At 31.4% G+C, this 20,021-nt stretch carries 21 protein-coding genes; 11 read left to right on the forward strand and 10 right to left on the reverse strand.

Annotated elements, in window-relative coordinates:
• Positions 1-100 precede the first annotated feature (100 nt).
• Positions 101-295: a hypothetical protein gene (locus tag HA141_RS03610; RefSeq protein WP_209116981.1), complete on the forward strand. Its 195-nt coding sequence runs from the start codon at positions 101-103 to the stop codon at positions 293-295.
• Here the strand turns inward: HA141_RS03610 and HA141_RS03615 are convergent, their stop codons facing one another.
• On the reverse strand, positions 296-559 hold the full coding sequence (locus tag HA141_RS03615; RefSeq protein WP_209116984.1) for an RNA recognition motif-containing protein: 264 nt from the start codon (positions 557-559) through the stop codon (positions 296-298).
• A gap of 88 nt (positions 560-647) precedes the next feature.
• Complete coding sequence (nrdJ, locus tag HA141_RS03620; protein ID WP_209116986.1) at positions 648-2,981, reverse strand: ribonucleoside-triphosphate reductase, adenosylcobalamin-dependent; 2,334 nt, start codon at positions 2,979-2,981, stop codon at positions 648-650.
• Positions 2,982-3,112: 131 nt separating this feature from the next.
• Between nrdJ and HA141_RS03625 the strand changes: the two genes are divergently transcribed.
• The 3 genes from HA141_RS03625 to HA141_RS03635 are packed head-to-tail and all read left to right on the forward strand — an operon-like array spanning position 3,113 to position 6,203.
• A complete protein-coding gene (locus tag HA141_RS03625) occupies positions 3,113-3,808 on the forward strand; it encodes a class I SAM-dependent methyltransferase (protein WP_209116988.1) in 696 nt (231 codons plus the stop codon).
• Between the two features lie 31 nt (positions 3,809-3,839).
• Positions 3,840-5,477, forward strand: a complete 1,638-nt coding sequence (locus HA141_RS03630; RefSeq protein ID WP_209116990.1) for a peptide chain release factor 3 — start codon at positions 3,840-3,842, stop codon at positions 5,475-5,477.
• A gap of 51 nt (positions 5,478-5,528) precedes the next feature.
• On the forward strand, positions 5,529-6,203 hold the full coding sequence (locus HA141_RS03635; RefSeq protein WP_209116992.1) for a CPP1-like family protein: 675 nt from the start codon (positions 5,529-5,531) through the stop codon (positions 6,201-6,203).
• On the opposite strand, the gene hslO is transcribed toward HA141_RS03635, so the two are convergent.
• Together hslO and HA141_RS03645 are read right to left on the reverse strand one after the other, a co-directional pair.
• Positions 6,204-7,106, reverse strand: a complete 903-nt coding sequence (hslO, locus tag HA141_RS03640) for an Hsp33 family molecular chaperone HslO (protein WP_209116994.1) — start codon at positions 7,104-7,106, stop codon at positions 6,204-6,206.
• Positions 7,096-7,743, reverse strand: a complete 648-nt coding sequence (locus HA141_RS03645; RefSeq protein WP_209116996.1) for an ABC transporter ATP-binding protein — start codon at positions 7,741-7,743, stop codon at positions 7,096-7,098. The genes hslO and HA141_RS03645 overlap by 11 nt, the downstream gene beginning before the upstream one ends.
• Before the next feature lie 83 nt (positions 7,744-7,826).
• On the opposite strand from HA141_RS03645, the gene HA141_RS03650 reads away from it, so the two are divergent.
• The 3 genes from HA141_RS03650 to HA141_RS03660 are packed head-to-tail and all read left to right on the forward strand — an operon-like array spanning position 7,827 to position 9,797.
• Positions 7,827-8,270, forward strand: coding sequence for a DUF3531 family protein (locus HA141_RS03650; RefSeq protein ID WP_209116998.1), 444 nt, complete (start codon positions 7,827-7,829; stop codon positions 8,268-8,270).
• A 9-nt stretch (positions 8,271-8,279) separates the two neighbouring features.
• Positions 8,280-9,053 (forward strand): 16S rRNA (uracil(1498)-N(3))-methyltransferase, encoded by a 774-nt coding sequence (locus HA141_RS03655; RefSeq protein WP_209117001.1) that lies wholly within the window; start codon positions 8,280-8,282, stop codon positions 9,051-9,053.
• A 6-nt stretch (positions 9,054-9,059) separates the two neighbouring features.
• Positions 9,060-9,797 (forward strand): TIGR00297 family protein, encoded by a 738-nt coding sequence (locus tag HA141_RS03660; protein WP_209117003.1) that lies wholly within the window; start codon positions 9,060-9,062, stop codon positions 9,795-9,797.
• 20 nt (positions 9,798-9,817) lie between these two features.
• Here HA141_RS03660 and HA141_RS03665 read toward each other — a convergent pair whose 3' ends face one another.
• From HA141_RS03665 to HA141_RS03685, 5 genes are read right to left on the reverse strand one after another with little or no spacing between them, the layout of a single operon-like run.
• Positions 9,818-10,462 carry a GDSL-type esterase/lipase family protein gene (locus tag HA141_RS03665; protein ID WP_209117005.1) on the reverse strand — a complete coding sequence of 215 codons (645 nt, stop codon included), beginning with the start codon at positions 10,460-10,462 and terminating at the stop codon, positions 9,818-9,820.
• Positions 10,463-10,510: 48 nt separating this feature from the next.
• Positions 10,511-12,013, reverse strand: a complete 1,503-nt coding sequence (locus HA141_RS03670) for a PhnE/PtxC family ABC transporter permease (protein ID WP_245157267.1) — start codon at positions 12,011-12,013, stop codon at positions 10,511-10,513.
• A 4-nt stretch (positions 12,014-12,017) separates the two neighbouring features.
• The gene (locus HA141_RS03675) at positions 12,018-12,758 is read right to left on the reverse strand and encodes an ATP-binding cassette domain-containing protein (RefSeq protein ID WP_209117007.1); all 741 of its coding nucleotides are present in this window, start codon (positions 12,756-12,758) and stop codon (positions 12,018-12,020) included.
• A complete protein-coding gene (locus HA141_RS03680; protein WP_209117009.1) occupies positions 12,755-13,648 on the reverse strand; it encodes a putative selenate ABC transporter substrate-binding protein in 894 nt (297 codons plus the stop codon). The genes HA141_RS03675 and HA141_RS03680 overlap by 4 nt, the downstream gene beginning before the upstream one ends.
• 11 nt (positions 13,649-13,659) lie before the next feature.
• On the reverse strand, positions 13,660-14,838 hold the full coding sequence (locus tag HA141_RS03685; protein ID WP_209117011.1) for a pyridoxal phosphate-dependent aminotransferase: 1,179 nt from the start codon (positions 14,836-14,838) through the stop codon (positions 13,660-13,662).
• 161 nt (positions 14,839-14,999) lie between these two features.
• On the opposite strand from HA141_RS03685, the gene HA141_RS03690 reads away from it, so the two are divergent.
• The 3 genes from HA141_RS03690 (at position 15,000) to HA141_RS03700 (ending at position 18,153) form a co-directional block, all read left to right on the forward strand.
• A complete protein-coding gene (locus HA141_RS03690; RefSeq protein WP_209117013.1) occupies positions 15,000-15,503 on the forward strand; it encodes a uracil-DNA glycosylase in 504 nt (167 codons plus the stop codon).
• A 35-nt stretch (positions 15,504-15,538) separates the two neighbouring features.
• The gene (gene ispG / locus HA141_RS03695; RefSeq protein WP_209117016.1) at positions 15,539-16,756 is read left to right on the forward strand and encodes a (E)-4-hydroxy-3-methylbut-2-enyl-diphosphate synthase; all 1,218 of its coding nucleotides are present in this window, start codon (positions 15,539-15,541) and stop codon (positions 16,754-16,756) included.
• A 62-nt stretch (positions 16,757-16,818) separates the two neighbouring features.
• A complete protein-coding gene (locus HA141_RS03700) occupies positions 16,819-18,153 on the forward strand; it encodes a S41 family peptidase (RefSeq protein ID WP_209117917.1) in 1,335 nt (444 codons plus the stop codon).
• On the opposite strand, the gene nadA is transcribed toward HA141_RS03700, so the two are convergent.
• Entirely contained in the window at positions 18,150-19,118 is a 969-nt protein-coding gene (gene nadA / locus HA141_RS03705; RefSeq protein ID WP_257473043.1) for a quinolinate synthase NadA, read from the reverse strand. The genes HA141_RS03700 and nadA overlap by 4 nt on opposite strands.
• Before the next feature lie 109 nt (positions 19,119-19,227).
• On the opposite strand from nadA, the gene HA141_RS03710 reads away from it, so the two are divergent.
• A complete protein-coding gene (locus HA141_RS03710; RefSeq protein WP_245157269.1) occupies positions 19,228-20,001 on the forward strand; it encodes a TIGR04168 family protein in 774 nt (257 codons plus the stop codon).
• Positions 20,002-20,021 lie beyond the last annotated feature (20 nt).

Consider the following 20,021-nt stretch of genomic DNA (forward strand, 5'->3'; position numbering starts at 1 on the left):
ATGTCTTTTATTACAGGTTACATTTTGTTCGTTTTTGAGAAGTATTTTTTATTTAATGAACTTTTAAATGTAAAATTCTTAAGATTATAAAATTTGTTTTATGTTTTCTAGAAGCAAAAAACCTACCGTAAAAAAATCTGCAATAGTTGAAGAGACTCCATTATTTGCTCAATTACTACCATTCGCTAATAAGATGAATGATAAGGTTCAATTAGTAAATGCTTTGGCTTTTACTTTTATTATGGGGTTCTCAATTTTTGGAATTGCTCTTTGGAAACTCTCAGCGCTGACCTAATTATTTGATTTTTTGCAAAGTATCAAGTTTTGATTCTTTGTTTTTAATTATTGTTAATAACCATTTAGATGCAAGTCCTCTGGATATTGATCTATTTTTAAGAAATCTACATATATAGATGTGTAGATTTTTTTCGTTTTTGGAGTTAAATTTTTCCTCAAAGTCCAATATATCCTCTTCTGATGTTCTTTTTCTTAGCTCATCCACCAAGGCATGACTGGCGGAATCATTAAATAAGTTCCCAATATTTAAACTTAATGTCATAAATAATTTATGTTCCTATTTAAGAGGTAGCCATAAATTATATTTTTAAAAACTAATTTATATATTTTATTTACAAATAATTTAAAATTTAATTTTTTGGTTTGGCTAGAGGAAGAAGACACTTATCTGAATCACAACCTGCTGGGCCTGCTTCAGATAGCTCTCCAACATCATATTTATTAAGAGCGTCAAAGAAATCGTTATTAACTTTCCTTTCTATTACTTTATTTTGCAGTGATATGTACTCCTCCTTACTAATTGGTTCAAAAGGTAATCTCGGGAAAGTAGCGTTGGCACTAAATCGAGCTAGTAATGCCGCTGATATATATCCTTCATTATTTTGTATTGCATTGTAAATAGCCTTAGCTAAATCCTCAATTTCATTTTCTCTAAATTCTACGGTTGCAGAGGTATTATGCTCTGTGTAAAATTTTTGCACTTGCATGTAAAAATCAAATTGAGCTAATGCTGAGAAATTATTGATGTCTATTTGGTCTGCGCCGTCTATATTTGCCCAGCTAACTTCTGTGGGGATTTCAACTAACCATTCTGTACATCTTGGATCAAATGGATTATCGAGCAAGCAACCATTTTCATCTTTATCAGATTGAGATGGAACAACAGAGTAACCATAATCCATACAAGCTAAAGCTATTGGATCATTTTTCCTGAAAGTTATTCTTCTAATAAATCTTTGAGCTTTTGGCGGATGCCATCCTGGAGCAGCGCCAGTCAGAAGACTTTTAGTCCCAGCTGGCTGAACTGTTGTGCATCTATTTGGTCTCCTTAGATTATGGTTATCACAATATTCCCATACAGTTTCTTTTACTATTTTTCTCCAAGAATCTAAGAATTCAGCTTCCTTTTCTTTGAATGCCTTCCCTTCTTCGCTATTTGGCCTTCCTGCTTCCCACCACTTCAACCATGGTGTTCCAAATGCGTGGACGCAGAAATCAAAAAATCCAGTGAAACTTACCCCTACAATAGGATCATATTCCCTACTTTTTCTGTAACGCTCAACTTCAAATTCATGATTGAGTAAGCATGCTACAGAAAGAGCTGCAGCTTTGAAAGCCTTTTTTTGCTCTTCAAAATTTTCAGGATCAATCTGATTTAAATGAACTTCAGCTAAATTGCAGTGAAAATCATTTCCTAAGATCTCCCCACATGGGTTAAGTCCATATCTGCTCATCCTGTGATCAAGCTCTTCTTCAGAAAATTGGCCATAATTACTATTTATCCAATTTCTTGCTTCATCCTTCCCTTGTTCTGAGTAGATTTCAATAAATTCCTTTCTTAATTGATCGTCTTTGAGGATATCTGCATTTGATCTTGCTATTGCTTCTGGAGCAAATTGAATAGCTCCTTCGCCTGAATGGAATTGTTTCGTTACGGCATCTAAAACAGTTTGGTATGAGGGTTTTGTATGGTAAACCCTAGTATGATTAGCCATCCTGAGGGCATCTTTTTCAGGATCTATTCTCCAATTACCACTTGCATCTTGACTCCATAGATTTTCTTTTGCAGATGCCGCTTCCTTGTCATCTGAGGCAAATTGTCTCATTCCAGCGCTTCTTCTTATATTCCCAGCAACTATAGTTACTGCAGCTTCATCAATTAATAAACAACACTCTACTGTACTTAATTTCCTGCCTATTGCCTTACCAAGAAGTGATGCGACTCTTGAGTAGAGATCTTTCAATTTAATAGGATTTGCCATCCCACCAAAACCTTTTAATGATTCTCCAGCAGGTCTAATATCTTCCAAATTTATATAAACATCAATTTCTCTTTCAAAATTTTCATTACTTGATGCCTCAAGAAGATATTTGTAGCTATCTACCCAGCCTCTTCTGCTATCTCCAACTTTTATGTAAAGTTCTTTCCCTTTGATTTCTAATGATGACTTTTCTTCTCTTTTATCTTTAGGAGTTATTCCAACCTCACTGACTGATTTAATATTTATTTTGTTTAAAACCGTAGGTAGTTTGTTTATAAAATGAGGTTCAATTATTGCACCGGTTCCACATCCCATCATTGCTAAGTCCATCATTAATGCGAAGGCTTCCCAATCAATTAAGTTTGTTGAGGTACAGTTGTATGCGCCTGAGAAATTTTGGTTCTTATTAATCCAAGGGGTTCCGCCTATCCATAACCATCTACCTGAAGGTTGGGCTTTTTGGTTACTTTGCATCTCTCTCATTAGGATCAATTCTTCCTCAGAAAGTTTTCCTAATTCTTTTAATCCTGATAAGTTCCTTTCGCCAACTTCACTCCAGTTCTCCCTTTTACCAGATGAAGTTTTTCTACTGTAAGATCTGAAAAAAACAGGATAAGCAGCTGGCGCAGTCTTTGGAAAATCATCTTTTTTAAGATTATTCGAATTGCTCTCCGAAGAAGCTTTATTTGGTGCAACAGTCACGATAAAAAAAGTATGTAAATAACCAGTACTGGAAGAATAACTCTACCTATGGCGTCTGCAACCATTCTTACCACTATTTAACGGTTTGTGTAAAATTATGTTTAATATGAAATCTTTGTTTAAGAAAAGATATGGAAAGAATCCCTGAACCTGAATTAATGTTAGAAAAAGAGCAGGTTATTTCTTATGACAAAGCTGATTTTTCAGAAGGGGAAGTTAATTTAATTAATCAAATAAATTATTATCTTTTAAAAAAAAATATTTCTTTAGGTGAAAAAGATTTAATAGTTGATTTAGGTTGCGGTCCGGGAAATATTTCTGAGAAGTTAGCAATAAAATGGCCTAATACTGAAGTAGTGGGAATAGATGGTTCTAAAGAGATGATTTTGAGAGCAGAATATAATAAAAGTATTTCTACTAACCAAAAAAAATTAAAAAATTTACGCTACATTTGTTCTGATATTAAAGACATTAAATCAAATAATTTTTTTCAAAAAAAAAGAATTAGTTTACTTGTTAGCAACAGTTTGATTCATCACATTACCAATCTTGAAGATTTCTTTAACACCATAAGAAGTTTGTCTAGTAATATTACCGTAAATTTTCACAAGGACTTAAAAAGGCCATTAGATGAAAAATCTGCTTTAGCTCTCAAAGCACAATGCTCAATTAAATATAATGAGATTTTAACTAATGATTATTATGCATCTTTAAGAGCTTCCTATACTTTCAAAGAGTTAAAAAATTTTACTTTAGCGAATGATCTATCCTCTTTAGATGTGTTTGAAGACGGTGATAATTATTTAATAGTCTATGGTAATGTTTAAGAACTAAGAAAAAGGCCCTTATATTATATAAATGAGCTTAGGTACTAACATTCTAAATAATAAAGACATACTGGATGCGGTAAATAAAAGAAGAAATTTTGCTATTATTTCACATCCAGATGCTGGGAAAACGACTCTTACCGAGAAGCTTCTTTTGTATGGAGGTGCTATTCAACAGGCAGGAGCCGTAAAAGCTAGGGGTGATCAGAGAAAAGCTACCTCAGACTGGATGGATCTTGAGAAACAAAGAGGTATTTCTATTACTTCAACTGTATTGCAATTTGAATATGAAAGATCAGTAATCAATCTATTAGATACACCAGGACACCAAGATTTCTCCGAAGATACTTATAGAACATTAGCTGCTGCTGATAATGCAGTTATGTTAGAAGATGCTGCCAAAGGACTAGAACCTCAAACTAGAAAATTATTTGAAGTCTGCAAGATGCGAAAAATACCAATATTTACTTTCATAAATAAAATGGATAGACCAGGAAGAGAGCCATTTTCTTTACTTGATGAAATTGAATCAGAACTTGAATTAAATACTTTACCTATTAACTGGCCAATTGGGAGTGGCGAGGAATTTAGAGGGGTTATTGATAGATTTTCGAGAGAGGTGATTTTATTTGATAAAGCCGTGAGAGGAAAACAATCGAATGAGAAAAGATTAAGTCTTGAAGATAAAGAGCTATCAAAATATGTAGAGAGAGATTTACTTGAAAACTCACTTGAAGAATTGGAGGTTCTTGATGAGGCAGGATCGAAATTTGAAAAAGAAAAAGTTTTTGATGGCTCTTTAACCCCTGTTTTTTTTGGATCTGCCATGACTAATTTTGGTGTAAGACCATTTTTAGATAGTTTTTTAAAAATGGCACAAAAACCAACTTCTAGAAATAGTAATAAAGGGGATATTGAACCTGCAAGTAATGAATTTAGTGGTTTTGTTTTTAAGCTTCAGGCAAATATGGATCCAAAGCACAGAGATAGGGTCGCTTTTATAAGAGTTTGTAGTGGCAAATTTGAAAAGGATATGTCAGTTAAACATTCCAGAACTGGGAAAACAATCAGATTATCAAGACCACAAAAAATATTTGGGCAAGATAGAGAAGTAGTTGATGATGCCTATCCTGGAGATGTTATTGGCTTGAATAATCCAGGTATGTTTTCTATTGGAGATACTCTTTATACTGGAGCTCATTTGGAATATGAGGGCATACCGTCCTTCAGTCCTGAAATATTCAGCTGGCTAAGAAATCCAAATCCTTCAGCATTTAAAAACTTCAGAAAGGGTGTTAATGAACTGCGCGAAGAAGGTGCTGTTCAGATTCTTTATGACTTTGATGAGAGCAAAAGAGATCCTATACTCGCCGCTGTTGGTCAATTGCAGTTGGAGGTAGTAACTCACAGGTTAAAAAGTGAATATGGTGTAGATGCAAATCTTGAATCAATGCCATATCAATTGGCTAGATGGGTTTCTGATGGATGGCCAGCTATTGAAAAACTAGGCAGAATATTCAATTGTAAAATAGTTAAAGATTGTTGGAATAGGCCAGTTGTTCTTTTCAAAAATGAGTGGAATTTAAATCAATTTGTTGAAGATAATAATCAATTAAAATTAAACAAAGTTGCTCCCGTTGTTAGTGGAGTCGAACCAATTGTTTTATAAAGCCTTAATGGATTATAAAATTGGTTAATCTGTTACTATTGGGAAAAAATTTTGGATTCAAACAGCAGTAAAAACAATAGCGAAAAATCACCTTATGAAATTTTAGGTGTAAAAGAAGGTGCTGCTTTTGAGGATATCCAGAAGGCTAGAGATCTCAAAGTTAAAGAGGCTGGTGAAGATTTAATTTTAAAAGCAAAAATAGAATCCTCCTTTGATCAATTGCTTATGGGCAGTTTGAAAGCTAGACAATCAGGTAATGTAAGTTATGAAGCTGTGAGTGCTTCAAAAAAAGAAAAACAAATTAATCAATTTACCAATAGTAACTTCCCGCTACTTTCTAAGATAAAAAATTTAAACAATAACTCTAAAAACTCAAGTCAGTACAGTTTGCCAAAAATATCGCCTCCCTCATTTGATAATCTCTTAATAAAAATATCTGCAGGACTACTGTTTTTGATTTTGTTATTTATTAGTCCAGATTCGAATAATAGACTTTTACTCTCTATCTCAACTCTAATACTTACCTATACACAAATTAAATCGGGGAAAAGATTTATAGGTTCTTTAGGTTGGAGTGTTACCTTTCTCTCAATAGGATTAATATTTGGTGGATTACTTGAAACCAATTCTCTGATTCAGGAAATATCAAACAATTCTTTATCAATACAAAAAATTCAAAGTATTCCAGCCATGATTATTTTGTGGATGGGTGTTATTTTCCTATAGTTAATTTTCTATCATCGATTTAATTTCTTGATAATTTATAAGATATTTATTCTTACAAAATTCACAAACTAATTCTGCTTTACCATCTTTCTTGAGGATATCTTCCAATTCACTCTTATCAAGGATTTTCATTGCATTTAAACTTCTTTGTTTGGAACACTTGCATTTAAAACTAACTTCTTGTGAACGAGCTTTTTCAGATATTGATTTATCGTCAATATCGGGGAATATATTTCTTATTAATGAAAGAAGATTATCTTTTGACTGAAATAAGTCTTGGCTAAAAGAATTAATTTCTTTACATCTTTCTTCAAGTAGTGAGACTAGTAGAGGGTCAGTATCTTTTTTTGGTAGAACTTGAGCTAATAAGCCACCACTACAAATAACACTTTTATTTTGAATTTTTTCTCCAATAAATACAGCAGAGGGAGTTTGCTCTGAATGATATAAATATGAAGCTAAGTCTTCAGCAATATTTCCATTTACTAATTCAACAGTGCTTGTAAAGGGTTCTCCAAATCCACTATCTCTAATTACATTTAAATATCCTGTACCTAATGCTTTTGTAAAATCAAAAGAATATTTATTATTACCTATTTTGACTAGGTCTAATTCTAAATTAGGATTCCCTACATAACCCCTAACTTTTCCGTCTCTACCTGCATCAACTAGTAATCCTTTTAGAGGTCCGTCAGATCTAACTCTTAAAGTAACTCTACCATGCATTATCTTCATCGAGCTTGCTAAAAGCAGTGAAGCACTAAATGCTCTTCCTAAGATGCAGGTGGTTAAATAAGAAAGACCGTGTCTTTTTTTTGCTTCTAAAGAAGATTCTGTGGTTAAGACCGCAACTAATCTTATTCCTCCATTTGCTGCAGTAGCCCGAACTATCCTATCCTGCATGATTTTCTTTCATAAAGTTTTTGATTTTCCCTTTTTCCAAGAATAATATCCTAGAAGGAATTCCCTCAAATAAAGCAGGTTCATGAGTAACAATAATAATTGTATTTTTATTTTTTAAATCAAGAATTAAATTCTTCACATCATTTCTCATTGAAAAGTCTAATCCAGCAGTTGGTTCATCAAGTAAAAGAATTGAGGGTTTTCTTAGTAGTTGAACTGCTACAGCTAATCGCCTTTGTTGTCCGCCACTTAGTTGTTCTGGTGGTTGGGTCAGATTAATTTTTTTTAAACCAACTTTATTTAAGACTATTTCTATATTTTTTTCTCTTAAAGATTCATGGCCTATTTTTAATTCTTTCCCAATGGTTGTACCTATAAAGTATCTTTCGGGAAATTGGAAAACTACTCCGCAAAACCATCTTCTTTGTCTAGAAGATAATATTTTATTCTTCCAAGTAATTTTTCCTTTTTGTGGATTTGTTAATCCGCTTATTATTTCGAGTAGTGTTGTTTTCCCTGAACCACTATTGCCGCAAATTAAGATGATTTCATTTTCATGTACTTTTAAATTTAGATTGTCTATTATTTTTCTCTCTCCAGTTTGAGGTTGATAAGATATTTCTTTTAAATCAAGCATTATTAATTAAGTTATAGCTATGAATTTTAATCTAGTAATTACTTACTTATAATAGCTATAGATCTAAAAAGCTATTAGTAAATATGAATATTATTTTTAGAGAATTTGATCCTTTTAATTGTTGGATTTGGATGAAGTTTTCTGAGATCCCAGCTGAAGCAGAAAAGAAATATTTAGATCAACTATTTGATAGTTGGTACACAATAGGAACTTTAGGGGGATTTAACTCCGAGAATTTACAAACTCATGAAGAAGGTTCTGATTTAAGTTGGATGTCATATGATAATAATCAAAAAGATTCAGCTTCCCCTGCGTTAATGCATAATGTTGGCGAGATGGAATATCAAAACATTTGGGGTAGATTTTGGGTTGATTTTGGAGGCTCAGATTCAATTTCAATAGATATCTTAATTAATTCTTTGAATGAGATATCAAATAACTATGTAAAAATTGAAGAGTTAATTATTGGGGGTGAAAATAATGATTGGGCAATTGAGGAACATGAAGATTTAGTTTTCAAAAATTAAGTGTTTTAGATGGAAGACTTAACAAGATTAGTTATTTCAAATGAAAGAATTGAAAATATTAAGTGCAATAATTTAGAACTGACCAAAGAAGAGGCTCACTATATAAATAAAGTAATGAGGATAAAGAATGGTAAAGAAATATTTATAGCTAACGGGGAGGGTTCATTATGGAAAGCTATAAAAGTTAAGAATGATTGTTTAGAAATAATTCAATTAAAAAAACCTTACTTTTTTCAAGAACAAGAAATTTACTTATTAGGCATAGCTGTTGTTATACCAAAAAGTGGTTTTGAGGATATTTTAAAAATGTGTACTGAAATAGGAATTGATTTTATACAGCCATTATTTTCAGAAAGACAAGTAAACAAAAATTTAAATCTTTCTAGAAAACTTTTGAGATGGAATTCAATTATCAAAGAAGCAGTTGAGCAAAGTGAGAGATTATGGAAACCATCTATCTTAAATGGTATGGATATTATTAAATGGCTAAAAAGTAGAGATAATCAAGAAAGAGTTTCAATTTCTATAACTAGAGAAGAAACAATATATGACTTAAATCAATGGTTAAGAAAACAACAAGAATTTGCAAATAAAAAAGGAGGTATTTTTTGGAATGTAATTGGTCCTGAAGGTGGTTGGTCCTCTAAAGAAATTGATTTTTTTAATAAAAATAATATTAACTTTGTTAAACTTTCTGACACTATCTTAAGAACTTCAACGGCTAGTATTAACGCATCATCAATTCTTAATCAGTGGAGAGTTGATTTTAAATTAAGGAAGTAGATAAATATGGATTTAATTAGAAATCAATTTTTTATAGGATTTTGCATTAATTTTATTTTGATTTATATATTTTGCAAGATTCCTTTGATGACGAAAAGTGGTTGGATAAGTGCAGGCATTTTAGGCACAATTTTATGGGGATGTTTGTCTTGGCAGGGATGGATGTCAGTTGTAATTTATTTATTATTTGGATCTCTCGTTACCAAAATAGGTTTTAAATTTAAAAAAGAACAAGGAATAGCTGAAAAAAGAGGAGGGAGAAGAGGTCCTGAGAATGTTTGGGGATCTGCATCTACAGGATTATTTCTTGCCATTATGACCAAATTTAATGCTGCCAACTTAGTGATGTTTAAAGTAGGTTTTGCTGCGAGTTTTGCTGCAAAGTTGGCGGATACTTTTGGCAGCGAAATTGGAAAAAGATTTGGTAAAGATACATATTTAATTACTTCACTTAAAAAGGTGGAGAGAGGAACCGAAGGAGGAATAAGTGTAGAAGGAACTTTAGCTAGTATCTTTGGATCAATATTTATGGCTTTTATAATGCTTCGTTTATCAATTATTTCTACAAAATTTCATTTTATAGTTGTTATGGTTTCTGGATTCTTGGCAACACTTTCTGAAAGCATTATTGGTGCTAAATTTCAAAACAAATATAAATTAAGCAATGAATTGGTAAATGCTATTCAGACAAGTATTGCTTCTTTTTTTGCTATCTTTGCTCTTATTTTATTTTCATATTTTTAAATTTAAAAATACTTGAAAACCTAGGATTCCTTCCATTTTGTAAGAATCTCCCAGCTCTTCAGTCTCTGGAAAATCCAGAAATGACCCTCGGAATTTAGATGAATTCCATCATGCGTAATCCAATTTTTACTCCTTTTATCAGCGTACATTTCTCTAAAAGTAGGAAGAAATGGGACATTCTGATTGAGGCATACTTCCTCCATTCTCCTTTCATAAGAATTACAAAAATCATTTGAGTACCATAAACATCCTGCGAAAGGCATCTTGCTTTCGTCAACAGGTGTCAGACCAATAACAAATACATTTGTTTGAGAGTTCATTTCATTAATAAGTCTTTCTAATCCATATTCAAATCCATCTATATCCAATTGATGTCTTCCGTTTTTCTGACCAATTGCTGCAGTGTCGTTAAGACCAACATTAAGCAGGATTGCTTTAGGTTTATTTCTTCTCGTTTCTCCTCTAGATGACCATTCTTTTTCCCATCTAAATGAAACTTTTTCTATCCCATCTCCCCTTACGCCAAGTTGATAAATTACTGGCCCATTTTGGTTGTTGCACCAATCTTTTCTAAGCCTCTCACACCATCCACCACCTTCGTTATCTCCCCATCCATAAACTGAGCTATCTCCAATTACAACTAGCTGTTTTGGTAAACTAATCACTATAACCGGAAAAAAAAATTACTTGATTCAACAAATTATTCTTACAAATCAAGTTAAACTATTTTTGATTTTACCATTTATTAATTCGCCAACTATTGCGATGGAGCTATAAGCTATCAAAACTATAGTAACTTCTTGCCATGCGAAGGAACTTACTGACTCTTGCAATTGCCAACCTAGACCAACACTTCCAATAACCCCAACAATTGCAGTTTCTCTAATAATGATGTCAGATCTATAAGCGCAATATGCTAAGTAACTTTTTGCTTGTTGAGAAAATAAACCTAAAAGCCAACTAGTCTTTTTTGAGATTCCTAGAGATTTCATTGCAATGTAATTTCTCCTGTCTTGGCTATCTAGATTTGTAAAAAGTAATTTGCTTGTAATGCCAGCGTTGTGAAGACCTAATGTTAAAGCTGCTAAAGATAAAGAAGGATTGTTAAAAGTTAATAGAATTAGGAGTATTACAGGTGTAGGTATTAAACGTAATAAAAATGCAAAAATTTTTATAAAAATTTTAGAAGTATTGTTGTTGAAAATTCCTATTACTAATGGAGGAAAACTAATTGCGATTCCTGTTGATAAAAGACTTAAAATTATTGTTTCTAATATAAGTTTTAAGAAATCAAATAATCCTAAATCTGAGCTTGATTTAAATAGAGAACTAAAGGAATTAAAATTTTCAAAATTTTTATTAAAAATAAAATAAAGAAAAAATGAAAAAGTAAATAAAATTGTTATGAAAAAAACTGCAATATAAAAAATAGATAGGATTTTATTTGTAGTATTAAATTTTATTTTTTTGAATATTAATCCAGAAAGAATTATCAAAATTGCTAAGGACCATAAATAAGTCCATAACTCTCTAAAATTCAAAGTTTGGAAAGATAAAAAAATACTAGTACCTATTCCTCCAATCCCAAAAAGTCCTAGAATTACTGTACTTCTTATTGAACACTCTAATCGGTATAAACCAAAGTTTTTAAATGTATTTATTATTGGACACCATAATATAGTTAATAAAGAAGAAAATTTAGGACCATTTATTTGATTTATATATTCAAAACTTTTGTAGTCAATAGTTTCTAATTGTTCAGCAAAAACTTTTGAATTTACAGCAATATAAGGTATACATATAGCTATTATTCCTATTGAAAAATTTATTCCATATATTTGCATTAATACTATTCCCCAAACTACTTCATGAATAGATCTAATTATTGTTAGAAAAAACCTTATTATGCGGTAGAAAAAATTTGGAATATTAAAGATTTTATAAAAAATATTTGAGGATATTACTCCAAAAATTGCTCCAAAAATAATACTTACTAACCAACTAAAAAAACCAATTAAGATTGTTTCATTTAATCGATTAAATACGGTAATAATAATTTCATTATCGATCTTGGGATTTAATGAAGAAATTAAGAATTCTTGGAATAATTCAAATCCTCCAAAATGAATATTGTTTATTAATTGATACCCTAGAGGTAAGCATACCAAAATTGGAAGAAAAGATAATGAGGTATAGTTTAATTTTAATTTATTCAACTAATTAATATATTTTGTCTAAATGAAGCTTCTTTAAGTTAATTCTTTTAATATTGAAAAAAATTTCACCATCCCTTATTCCAATAACTTTATCGAAATCGTTCAGCAAATCTAATCTATGTAATGCAACTAATGCAGTCTTTGGCGATTTTTTTGTATTATTTTTATCTACATTTTCTAACAGCAGGTTTTTAATTGTTGTTATCAATTTGGGATCTAAATTATTAAAAGGCTCATCAGCAAGTAATATATTTGATCCTTGAATTAATGATCTAGCTATAGCCACCCTTTGTTTTTGCCCCCCAGATAGTTTTTTGATTTTTTTGTCGTAAACAGAGTTATGAAGTCTACATAATTGCATATATTTATGCGCCTTATTAAAAGAACTTATATTTAGCAAATTTTTAAAAGCGAAATAAAAATTGTTTTCCGCTAGTAGTCCACAATTAACATTTTGTTCTGCAGAGAGATCTTCTATTAATCTTAAATCTTGCCAAATAGTTGTTATCTTACTTTTTTGCTTTCTATCTAATTCCTCGAAACTTCTATTGAATAATTTAACCTCACCTTGAGTGGGCTTGATAGTGCCATTAAGTATTGATATAAGGGTAGTTTTCCCTGAACCACTTTTACCTAAAAGTGCAATTTTCTCACCTGAATTTATTTTTAAATTTACTTTATTTAGGATTAGATTATTTTTGTATTTATAAGATATATTTCTTAATTCTAAGAGAGTATTATTCATCTTATTTTATTTAATTTCCTCGCTACTTCCTCTATCTTTTTATACTGTTTTGCATCTGCATCTATAAATCTTTTTGCATTGAACATATCTAAAATCTGTTTATGTGATTTTTGATTTATATCTAAATTTAGAATTACTGATTTAAGTTCTTTTGAAAACCCTTCCCAAAATCTATTTTCAAGATCCCCTTGAGCTACCCAATGATAGTCAACATATTCTGGGGTAATCCAAAATAATTCTAAATTACTTGTTCTTTTGGGATTATTTTTAAGATTATTTTCCCAAACTTGTTTATTTAAAGCTCCAGCATCATATGCCCCACTATTAACTAAAGCTATTGTGGCATCATGACTCCCACTAAAACCTGCTTTCTTTCCTTTAAAGTGTATAACTTCTACTCCTGCTTGATTTAAGAAATATTCTGGCATTAGTCTTCCAGAAGTTGAGTTTTCAGAGCCAAAAGTAAATCTTAAATTTTTTAGTTTTTTAAGTCCTTTAATTTTTGAAATTGAGTTAAGTTTTAAATTTTTGTTTACTATAAAAACACTTTTAAATTCCTTATCGATATCTCTTTGAGCTATGACAATTGAACTAGGATTTTGTAATCTTGCTTGAACTCCTGATAAACCGCCAAACCAAACTAAATCTAAATCTTTAGTTCTAAATCCAGTTACTGCTGCAACATAATTAATAACAGGAATGTATTTAACTTCTACACCGAGTTGTTTGGATAATTCTCTTGAAAATAAATTAAATCTTTTGTCCAAAATATCTTGGTTTTGATCAGGTATTGCTCCAACTTTTAAAACTTTGGTATTTGAAAATACAGGTGATGAAAAAAAAGAAAATAATAAGGATAAAAATACTAAGAAATTTTTGAAATTTAACATTATTATTTAAATTAGAAGTATACAGATATAGCTTTTTCAAGCCTATCTAGTCCGTCTTTGATTTTAACTTCTGAAGCTGCACAAGATATTCTTATACATTCGTCAGCCCCAAAAACTTTTCCTGGTACAACAACTAATCCGTAATCTTGAAGAGCTTTATTGCAGAAATCAACAGAAGTAATTGAGGAGTTAGGTAATCTTGGAAATGCGTAAAATGCTCCATTAGGTTCTTCAATATAAATCCCATTTATGTTCTTAAGGCCCTCATAGAGAAGACTTCTTCTTTGATCATAATGGCTATTTATCATTGAGAAAAATTCATTATTAATTTTTAAAGCCTCTAAAGCACCTTTTTGAACAAAAGAGCAAACATTACTTGTGCTTTGACTTTGTAATGCTGAGGATGCTTTGATTACATCTTTGGAACCCACTAAATAACCTATCCTCCAGCCAGTCATAGCCCATCCTTTTGCAAACCCATTTATTATAAAAATCCTATCTTTTAAGTCATTTGCTAATGAAGATAAACTGTAGTGTTTAAATTCTTTTTTAAGTATTAATTCGTAAATCTCATCAGAAAGAATATTGATATTTGGATTTTCTCTAGCTAAATCGGCAATTTGTAATAATTCTTCCTTTGACATAACTCTTCCAGTAGGGTTATTAGGAGAGTTGATAATTATAAATTTAGTTTTTGAAGAGATTTTAGACTTCAAGTCTTTTATATTTATTTTAAATCCATCTTTAGCAGAAGAATTCGTAAAAATTGGCTTCCCGCCTGCCAATCTAACCATCTGGGGATAACTTAACCAATATGGAGAAGGAATAATAACTTCGTCTCCAGTATTTAACAACACTTGGAAAAGATTATATATTGCTTGCTTAGCTCCATTTGTGACCATTACATTTTCAAAGTCATAATTTAAATTGTTTTGAATTTGAAGTTTATTTGCAATTGCTTTTCGGAGATCTAAATTCCCCGCTGCAGGACCGTATTTTGTAAATCCATCAAATATAGCCTTACTTGTAGCCTCAATAACTTCTTTTGGGGCATCAAAATCAGGTTCTCCTGCACTTAAATTGCAAATATCTACTCCTTCTGCAGATAATTGATTTGCTTTAGCACTTATCTGCAATGTAAGAGAAGGCTCAATTGAAAGTGCCCGATCAGATAAATTAACTTGACTCATTGACTTATGACTTTTCAAATATGACTTTTAATAATGACAAATGCATAAATTAAGAATAAATAAAACTATCACATAATGGTTTAATTTAGTTCATTTTCTTAATCTATTTTATTTTCATGTTTTGAGTTCTTAAGATAAAAATATTTAAAGTTTTATTTTCGGTGAAAAGGTTAGTAATTGGGAGAGGAAGTGTATTTGCAGATTTGTTAATAATTGGTGAGGCGCCTGGAGCACAGGAAGATTTAGAGGGAAAACCTTATGTAGGTAAATCTGGTAAGTTATTAAACGAATTATTAATACAAGCTGGGATTGACTATAAGAAGGATGTTTATTTTTGTAATGTAATTAAATGTCGTCCACCAAATAATAGAAAACCTTCTGCTAGAGAAATTAATATTCATAAACCTTGGTTATTACAGCAAATAAAGCTAGTTGATCCAAAATTTATATTACTTACTGGTTCTACTGCTATGAGAGCTATTTTAGAAGTTAAAGATCCTATAAGTAATTTAAGAGGTCAATGGATAAAAAAAGATGGGAGAGAAATTATGGTAATTTTTCATCCATCTTATTTGTTGAGATTTCCTTCAAAAGAAATCAATAAACCTTACCATTTAACTTTGAAAGACCTAGAGAATGTAAGTGGTAAACTATATGCCGTATAATTTAGTGAAATCCTTTTTGAATATCAAGAATTTTAATGTCATTAACTCAATCAAAAGAGGTTAATAGTCTCTCCAAAAGATATTCAACTCATATTGAGAGAAGGATAACTAGAACAGTAATGGTGGGTGATGTAGCCATTGGAAGTGATTATCCAGTAAGAGTTCAATCGATGATAAATGAAGATACAATGGATGTCGAAAATTCTTACTTGGCTATCAAAAGACTTCACGATGTGGGTTGTGAAATAGTAAGGTTAACTGTCCCTTCCTTAGCACATGCCAAAGCAGTAGGAGATATAAAGGCAAAATTATTAGAAAATAATATCAACACCCCCTTAGTGGCTGATGTTCACCATAATGGTATGAAAATTGCAATGGAAGTTGCAAAACATGTTGATAAAGTTAGGATAAACCCTGGATTGTTTGTTTTTGAAAAATCAGACCCTACAAGAACTGAATATACAGATGAGGAATTTGAAACTATTAAGCAAACAATACTTAAAAGATTTACCCCTTTAGTTGAAGTTTTAAAGACTGAAAACAAAGCTCTAAGGATTGGAGTTAACCATGGATCTCTATCTGAGAGGATGCTTTTTACTTATGGAGATACGCCATTAGGAATGACAGAATCTGCGATGGAGTTCGTCAAAATTTGTGATGAGCTTGATTTTCATAATATAATTATTTCTATGAAAGCTTCTAGGGCTCCGGTCATGATGGCAGCCTACAGAATGATTGCAGATAGGCTTGACTCAGAAGGATATAACTATCCCTTACATTTGGGAGTGACCGAAGCTGGTGATGGTGATTATGGAAGGATTAAAAGTACTGCTGGAATTGGAACGCTTTTAGCAGAGGGATTAGGAGATACCATCAGGGTTTCCTTAACAGAAGCTCCAGAAAAGGAAATACCAGTTTGCTATTCAATTTTGCAATCTTTAGGATTAAGAAAAACAATGGTTGAATACATCAGTTGCCCTAGTTGTGGTAGAACACTTTTCAATCTAGAGGAAGTTGTAGATAAAGTTAGAAACGCCACCTCACATTTAACGGGTCTAGATATAGCAATAATGGGATGTATTGTTAATGGACCAGGAGAAATGGCAGATGCTGATTATGGTTATGTTGGAAAAGGTAAAGGAACTATTGCCTTATATAGAAGGAAAGAAGAAATAAAAAGAGTACCTGAAGATGAAGGGGTTAATGCTTTAATCCAACTTATCAAGGATGATGGGAAGTGGATTGATCCTTAAGGATTTGTCAATTTTTTGAAATTATAAATAAATTCTTTTTATAATAAGAAATATGAAATTCTCTGAAGATAAGAAAATTGGTTAAAAAAAAATTTATAATTCTGTTTGCGTCAACCTTTTCTGGGCTATTTTTAAATAATTTTGCAGAAGCAACAGTTCTAAATAATAGTTATAAAGAGGTAATTGATCATGTTTGGCAAATTGTATATAGAGATTTTCTTGATTCCAGCGGTAAATTTCAAAAGTCCAATTGGATTAATCTAAGAAAAGAAGTTTTATCAAAAACATACTCAGACAGCAATGAAGCATATGATGCCATTAGAGATATGCTTTCTAATTTAGATGATTCTTATACAAGATTTTTAGAACCTAAGGAATTTAATCAAATGAGAATTGATACCTCTGGTGAATTAACTGGAGTTGGTATCCAAATAGTTAAAGATAAAGAATCTGATGATTTAATAATCATTTCTCCTATAGAGGGTACCCCTGCATTTGATGCTGGAATTAAAGCTAGAGATAAAATACTCTCCATAGATAATATTTCTACTGATGGCATGAATATTGAGGATGCCGTGAAATTAATAAGAGGACAAAGAGGTACTAAAGTTAAGCTTGAAATTCTTAGAGGTTCTAAATCCTTTTTTAAGATATTATCAAGAGAAAAGATTGAAATAAAATCTGTATCAAGTAAAGTCAATCAAACCAAAAACGGTTTATTAATTGGCTATGTAAGAATTAAACAATTTAATGCAAATGCATCAAAAGAGACTAGAGATGCTATTAAGGATTTAGAAACAAAAAAAGTCGAAGGATATGTTCTTGACTTGAGAAGTAATCCAGGAGGTTTATTAGAATCAAGCATTGATATCTCAAGGCACTTCATTAACAAAGGAGTAATAGTAATTACAGTAAGTAAAGATGGTTTAAAAGAAACAAAAAAAGGAAACGGTCAAGCTCTAACTAAAAAACCCCTAGTTGTCCTAGTTAATGAGGGTTCTGCAAGTGCTAGTGAAATAGTCTCTGGTGCAATAAAGGATAACAAAAGAGGAAAATTAGTTGGGAAGAAAACGTTTGGTAAAGGTCTAGTTCAATCTATGAGAACATTAGTTGATGGTTCAGGATTGACTGTTACAGTAGCTAAGTATTTGACTCCGAACGGTACTGATATAAACAAATCTGGAATTATTCCAGATATAGAAGTAAGAATGAATATCAACCCTATTCTCCAAAGAGAGATTGGAACTAGAAAAGATAAACAATATAGAGCTGGTGAAAAAGAGCTAATAAATATAATTAATAGAAAGAATCAAATAAGCGAATTTAAGCCTGAGACTAAAAACCTTAATGCATTCCTAAAAATTAATAAGGAAGATAAAGTATTTTCATTAAATTAATTACTCATATCCAGCATTCTCTTTATTGGCACATAGGCTCTTCTTATTATTTCCGGGTCAAGTTCGATAGAAGGAGAATTGTTTCTCAAGCAATCTAGAATTTTTTCTAATGTATTTAATTTCATATATGGACACTCGTTGCATTTACAACCTTCTATGTCGGGAACTTCAATAAAAATTTTGTTAGGTTCTTTCTTTTTCATTTGATGAATTATTCCTGGTTCAGTTAGTACCATGTAAGTTTTAGATGGATCTTTACTTACGAAATCAAGCAGCTTACTTGTTGATCCAATAAAGTCTGAGAGAATAAGTAAATTTTGACTACATTCAGGATGAGCAATGACTTTTGATTCTGGATTTTGAAATTTTAATTTTAGAAGTGCTTCTTCACTAAAGGATTCATGAACAATGCAGCTACCAGGCCATAATTTAAGATCTCTTCCTGAATTTTTCTGTACCCATTTCCCAAGGTTCTGATCTGGTGCAAATATTATCTTTTTATCTTCAGGTATCTTTTTAATTAATGAGACTGCGTTACTGCTTGTACATATCAGATCACTTTGAGCTTTTACTTCTGCAGTACAATTTATGTAACTTACGACATAGTGATCTGGATTTTCTTCCCTGAACTTTTGAAATTTATCTGAGGGACAATCGTCTGCTAATGAGCATCCTGCGTCAATATCTGGTAAAAGGACTGTTTTATTAGGGCTTAGTATTTTTGCGGTTTCGGCCATAAAGTGCACGCCGCAAAAAATTATTATATCTGCATCATTATTTGCAGCTTTCCTAGATAGATCTAATGAATCACCAATAAAATCTGCAATTTCCTGAATCTCTGGTGCTTGATAATAGTGCGCAAGAATAATCGCATTAGCTTTTTTGCAACGCTCCTTTATTTCAGAAATCAAATCCTCTTTGTTATGAACTGATTTCTGTTTTGCAGTAGAAGTTATACTGGTCAGGATTTAGAATATCTCTAAATAGATTATATGTCTTTAAACAGAAAAAATTCTGACAAATTTAAAAATTGCTATTGTTGGTGACTGTCATGGTCAATGGTCAGAATTAGACTTGAAAGTTTTATCGATCATTAAACCAAATATTGTTTTATTTGTTGGTGATATTTCTGATGGGAGTGTCAAAATAATTAAAAAAATCAATGAGATCAAAATTCCTACTTTTGTGATTTTAGGAAATCATGATAGAGGGAAAGATTCCACAGGCGAAACTCTCTCAAAGCAGATACGGGTTCTTGGGGAAAAATATTGTGCATGGGATTTGAAAGTTTTCAATAATCAAATAAATTTATTGTCTGCTAGACCATGTAGTTCTGGCGGCGGATATTATCTTTCTAAAGAAGTTCAAGGTGTTTATGGACCTATCACCGAACAAGATTCGAAAAATAAAATTATCAAATGTTCTGAAGAGAGTGTCGAAGATATACCTTTAATAATCATGTCTCATGCTGGCCCCTCGGGTTTAGGCTCAGAACCTAAAAGCATTTGTGGGAAAGACTGGAAATTACCCTCATCAGATTGGGGAGATAGAGATTTGTCTGAGGCTATTTCTCAAATACAAAAGAGAAGAAAAGTTGATCTTGTGATTTTTGGTCATATGCACAACCGGCTTAAAAGAAATCTTGGTTTAAGAGAGATGTTTAAAATTGATAGCAAAGGAACAATTTATTTCAACACTGCTGTAGTCCCAAGATATAAAACTGATGAAGATGGGAAATTACTAATTAACTTTTCATGGATTGAGTTTGAAAAAAAGGGATTAAGTCATGTTTCTCATCGATGGTATTCAGAATCTGGTGAAATTCGTGAAGAAGATAAATTTTTTTAGGATTAGATATTTTTTGTTCA

The sequence above is a fragment of the Prochlorococcus marinus XMU1402 genome (genome assembly GCF_017696205.1).
Lineage (GTDB): Bacteria > Cyanobacteriota > Cyanobacteriia > PCC-6307 > Cyanobiaceae > Prochlorococcus_A > Prochlorococcus_A marinus_AC.

Bases quoted from the DNA above. Each gene is read 5' to 3' on its own strand.
- HA141_RS03630 (WP_209116990.1), top strand. From the start codon at position 3,840: ATGAGCTTAGGTACTAACATTCTAAATAATAAAGACATACTGGATGCG.
- HA141_RS03660 (WP_209117003.1), top strand. From the start codon at position 9,060: ATGGATTTAATTAGAAATCAATTTTTTATAGGATTTTGCATTAATTTT.
- HA141_RS03610 (WP_209116981.1), top strand. From the start codon at position 101: ATGTTTTCTAGAAGCAAAAAACCTACCGTAAAAAAATCTGCAATAGTT.
- HA141_RS03645 (WP_209116996.1), bottom strand. From the start codon at position 7,743: ATGCTTGATTTAAAAGAAATATCTTATCAACCTCAAACTGGAGAGAGA.
- HA141_RS03655 (WP_209117001.1), top strand. From the start codon at position 8,280: ATGGAAGACTTAACAAGATTAGTTATTTCAAATGAAAGAATTGAAAAT.
- HA141_RS03615 (WP_209116984.1), bottom strand. From the start codon at position 559: ATGACATTAAGTTTAAATATTGGGAACTTATTTAATGATTCCGCCAGT.
- HA141_RS03625 (WP_209116988.1), top strand. From the start codon at position 3,113: ATGGAAAGAATCCCTGAACCTGAATTAATGTTAGAAAAAGAGCAGGTT.
- ispG (WP_209117016.1), top strand. From the start codon at position 15,539: ATGTCATTAACTCAATCAAAAGAGGTTAATAGTCTCTCCAAAAGATAT.
- HA141_RS03675 (WP_209117007.1), bottom strand. From the start codon at position 12,758: ATGAATAATACTCTCTTAGAATTAAGAAATATATCTTATAAATACAAA.
- HA141_RS03680 (WP_209117009.1), bottom strand. From the start codon at position 13,648: ATGTTAAATTTCAAAAATTTCTTAGTATTTTTATCCTTATTATTTTCT.
- HA141_RS03650 (WP_209116998.1), top strand. From the start codon at position 7,827: ATGAATATTATTTTTAGAGAATTTGATCCTTTTAATTGTTGGATTTGG.
- hslO (WP_209116994.1), bottom strand. From the start codon at position 7,106: ATGCAGGATAGGATAGTTCGGGCTACTGCAGCAAATGGAGGAATAAGA.
- HA141_RS03685 (WP_209117011.1), bottom strand. From the start codon at position 14,838: ATGAGTCAAGTTAATTTATCTGATCGGGCACTTTCAATTGAGCCTTCT.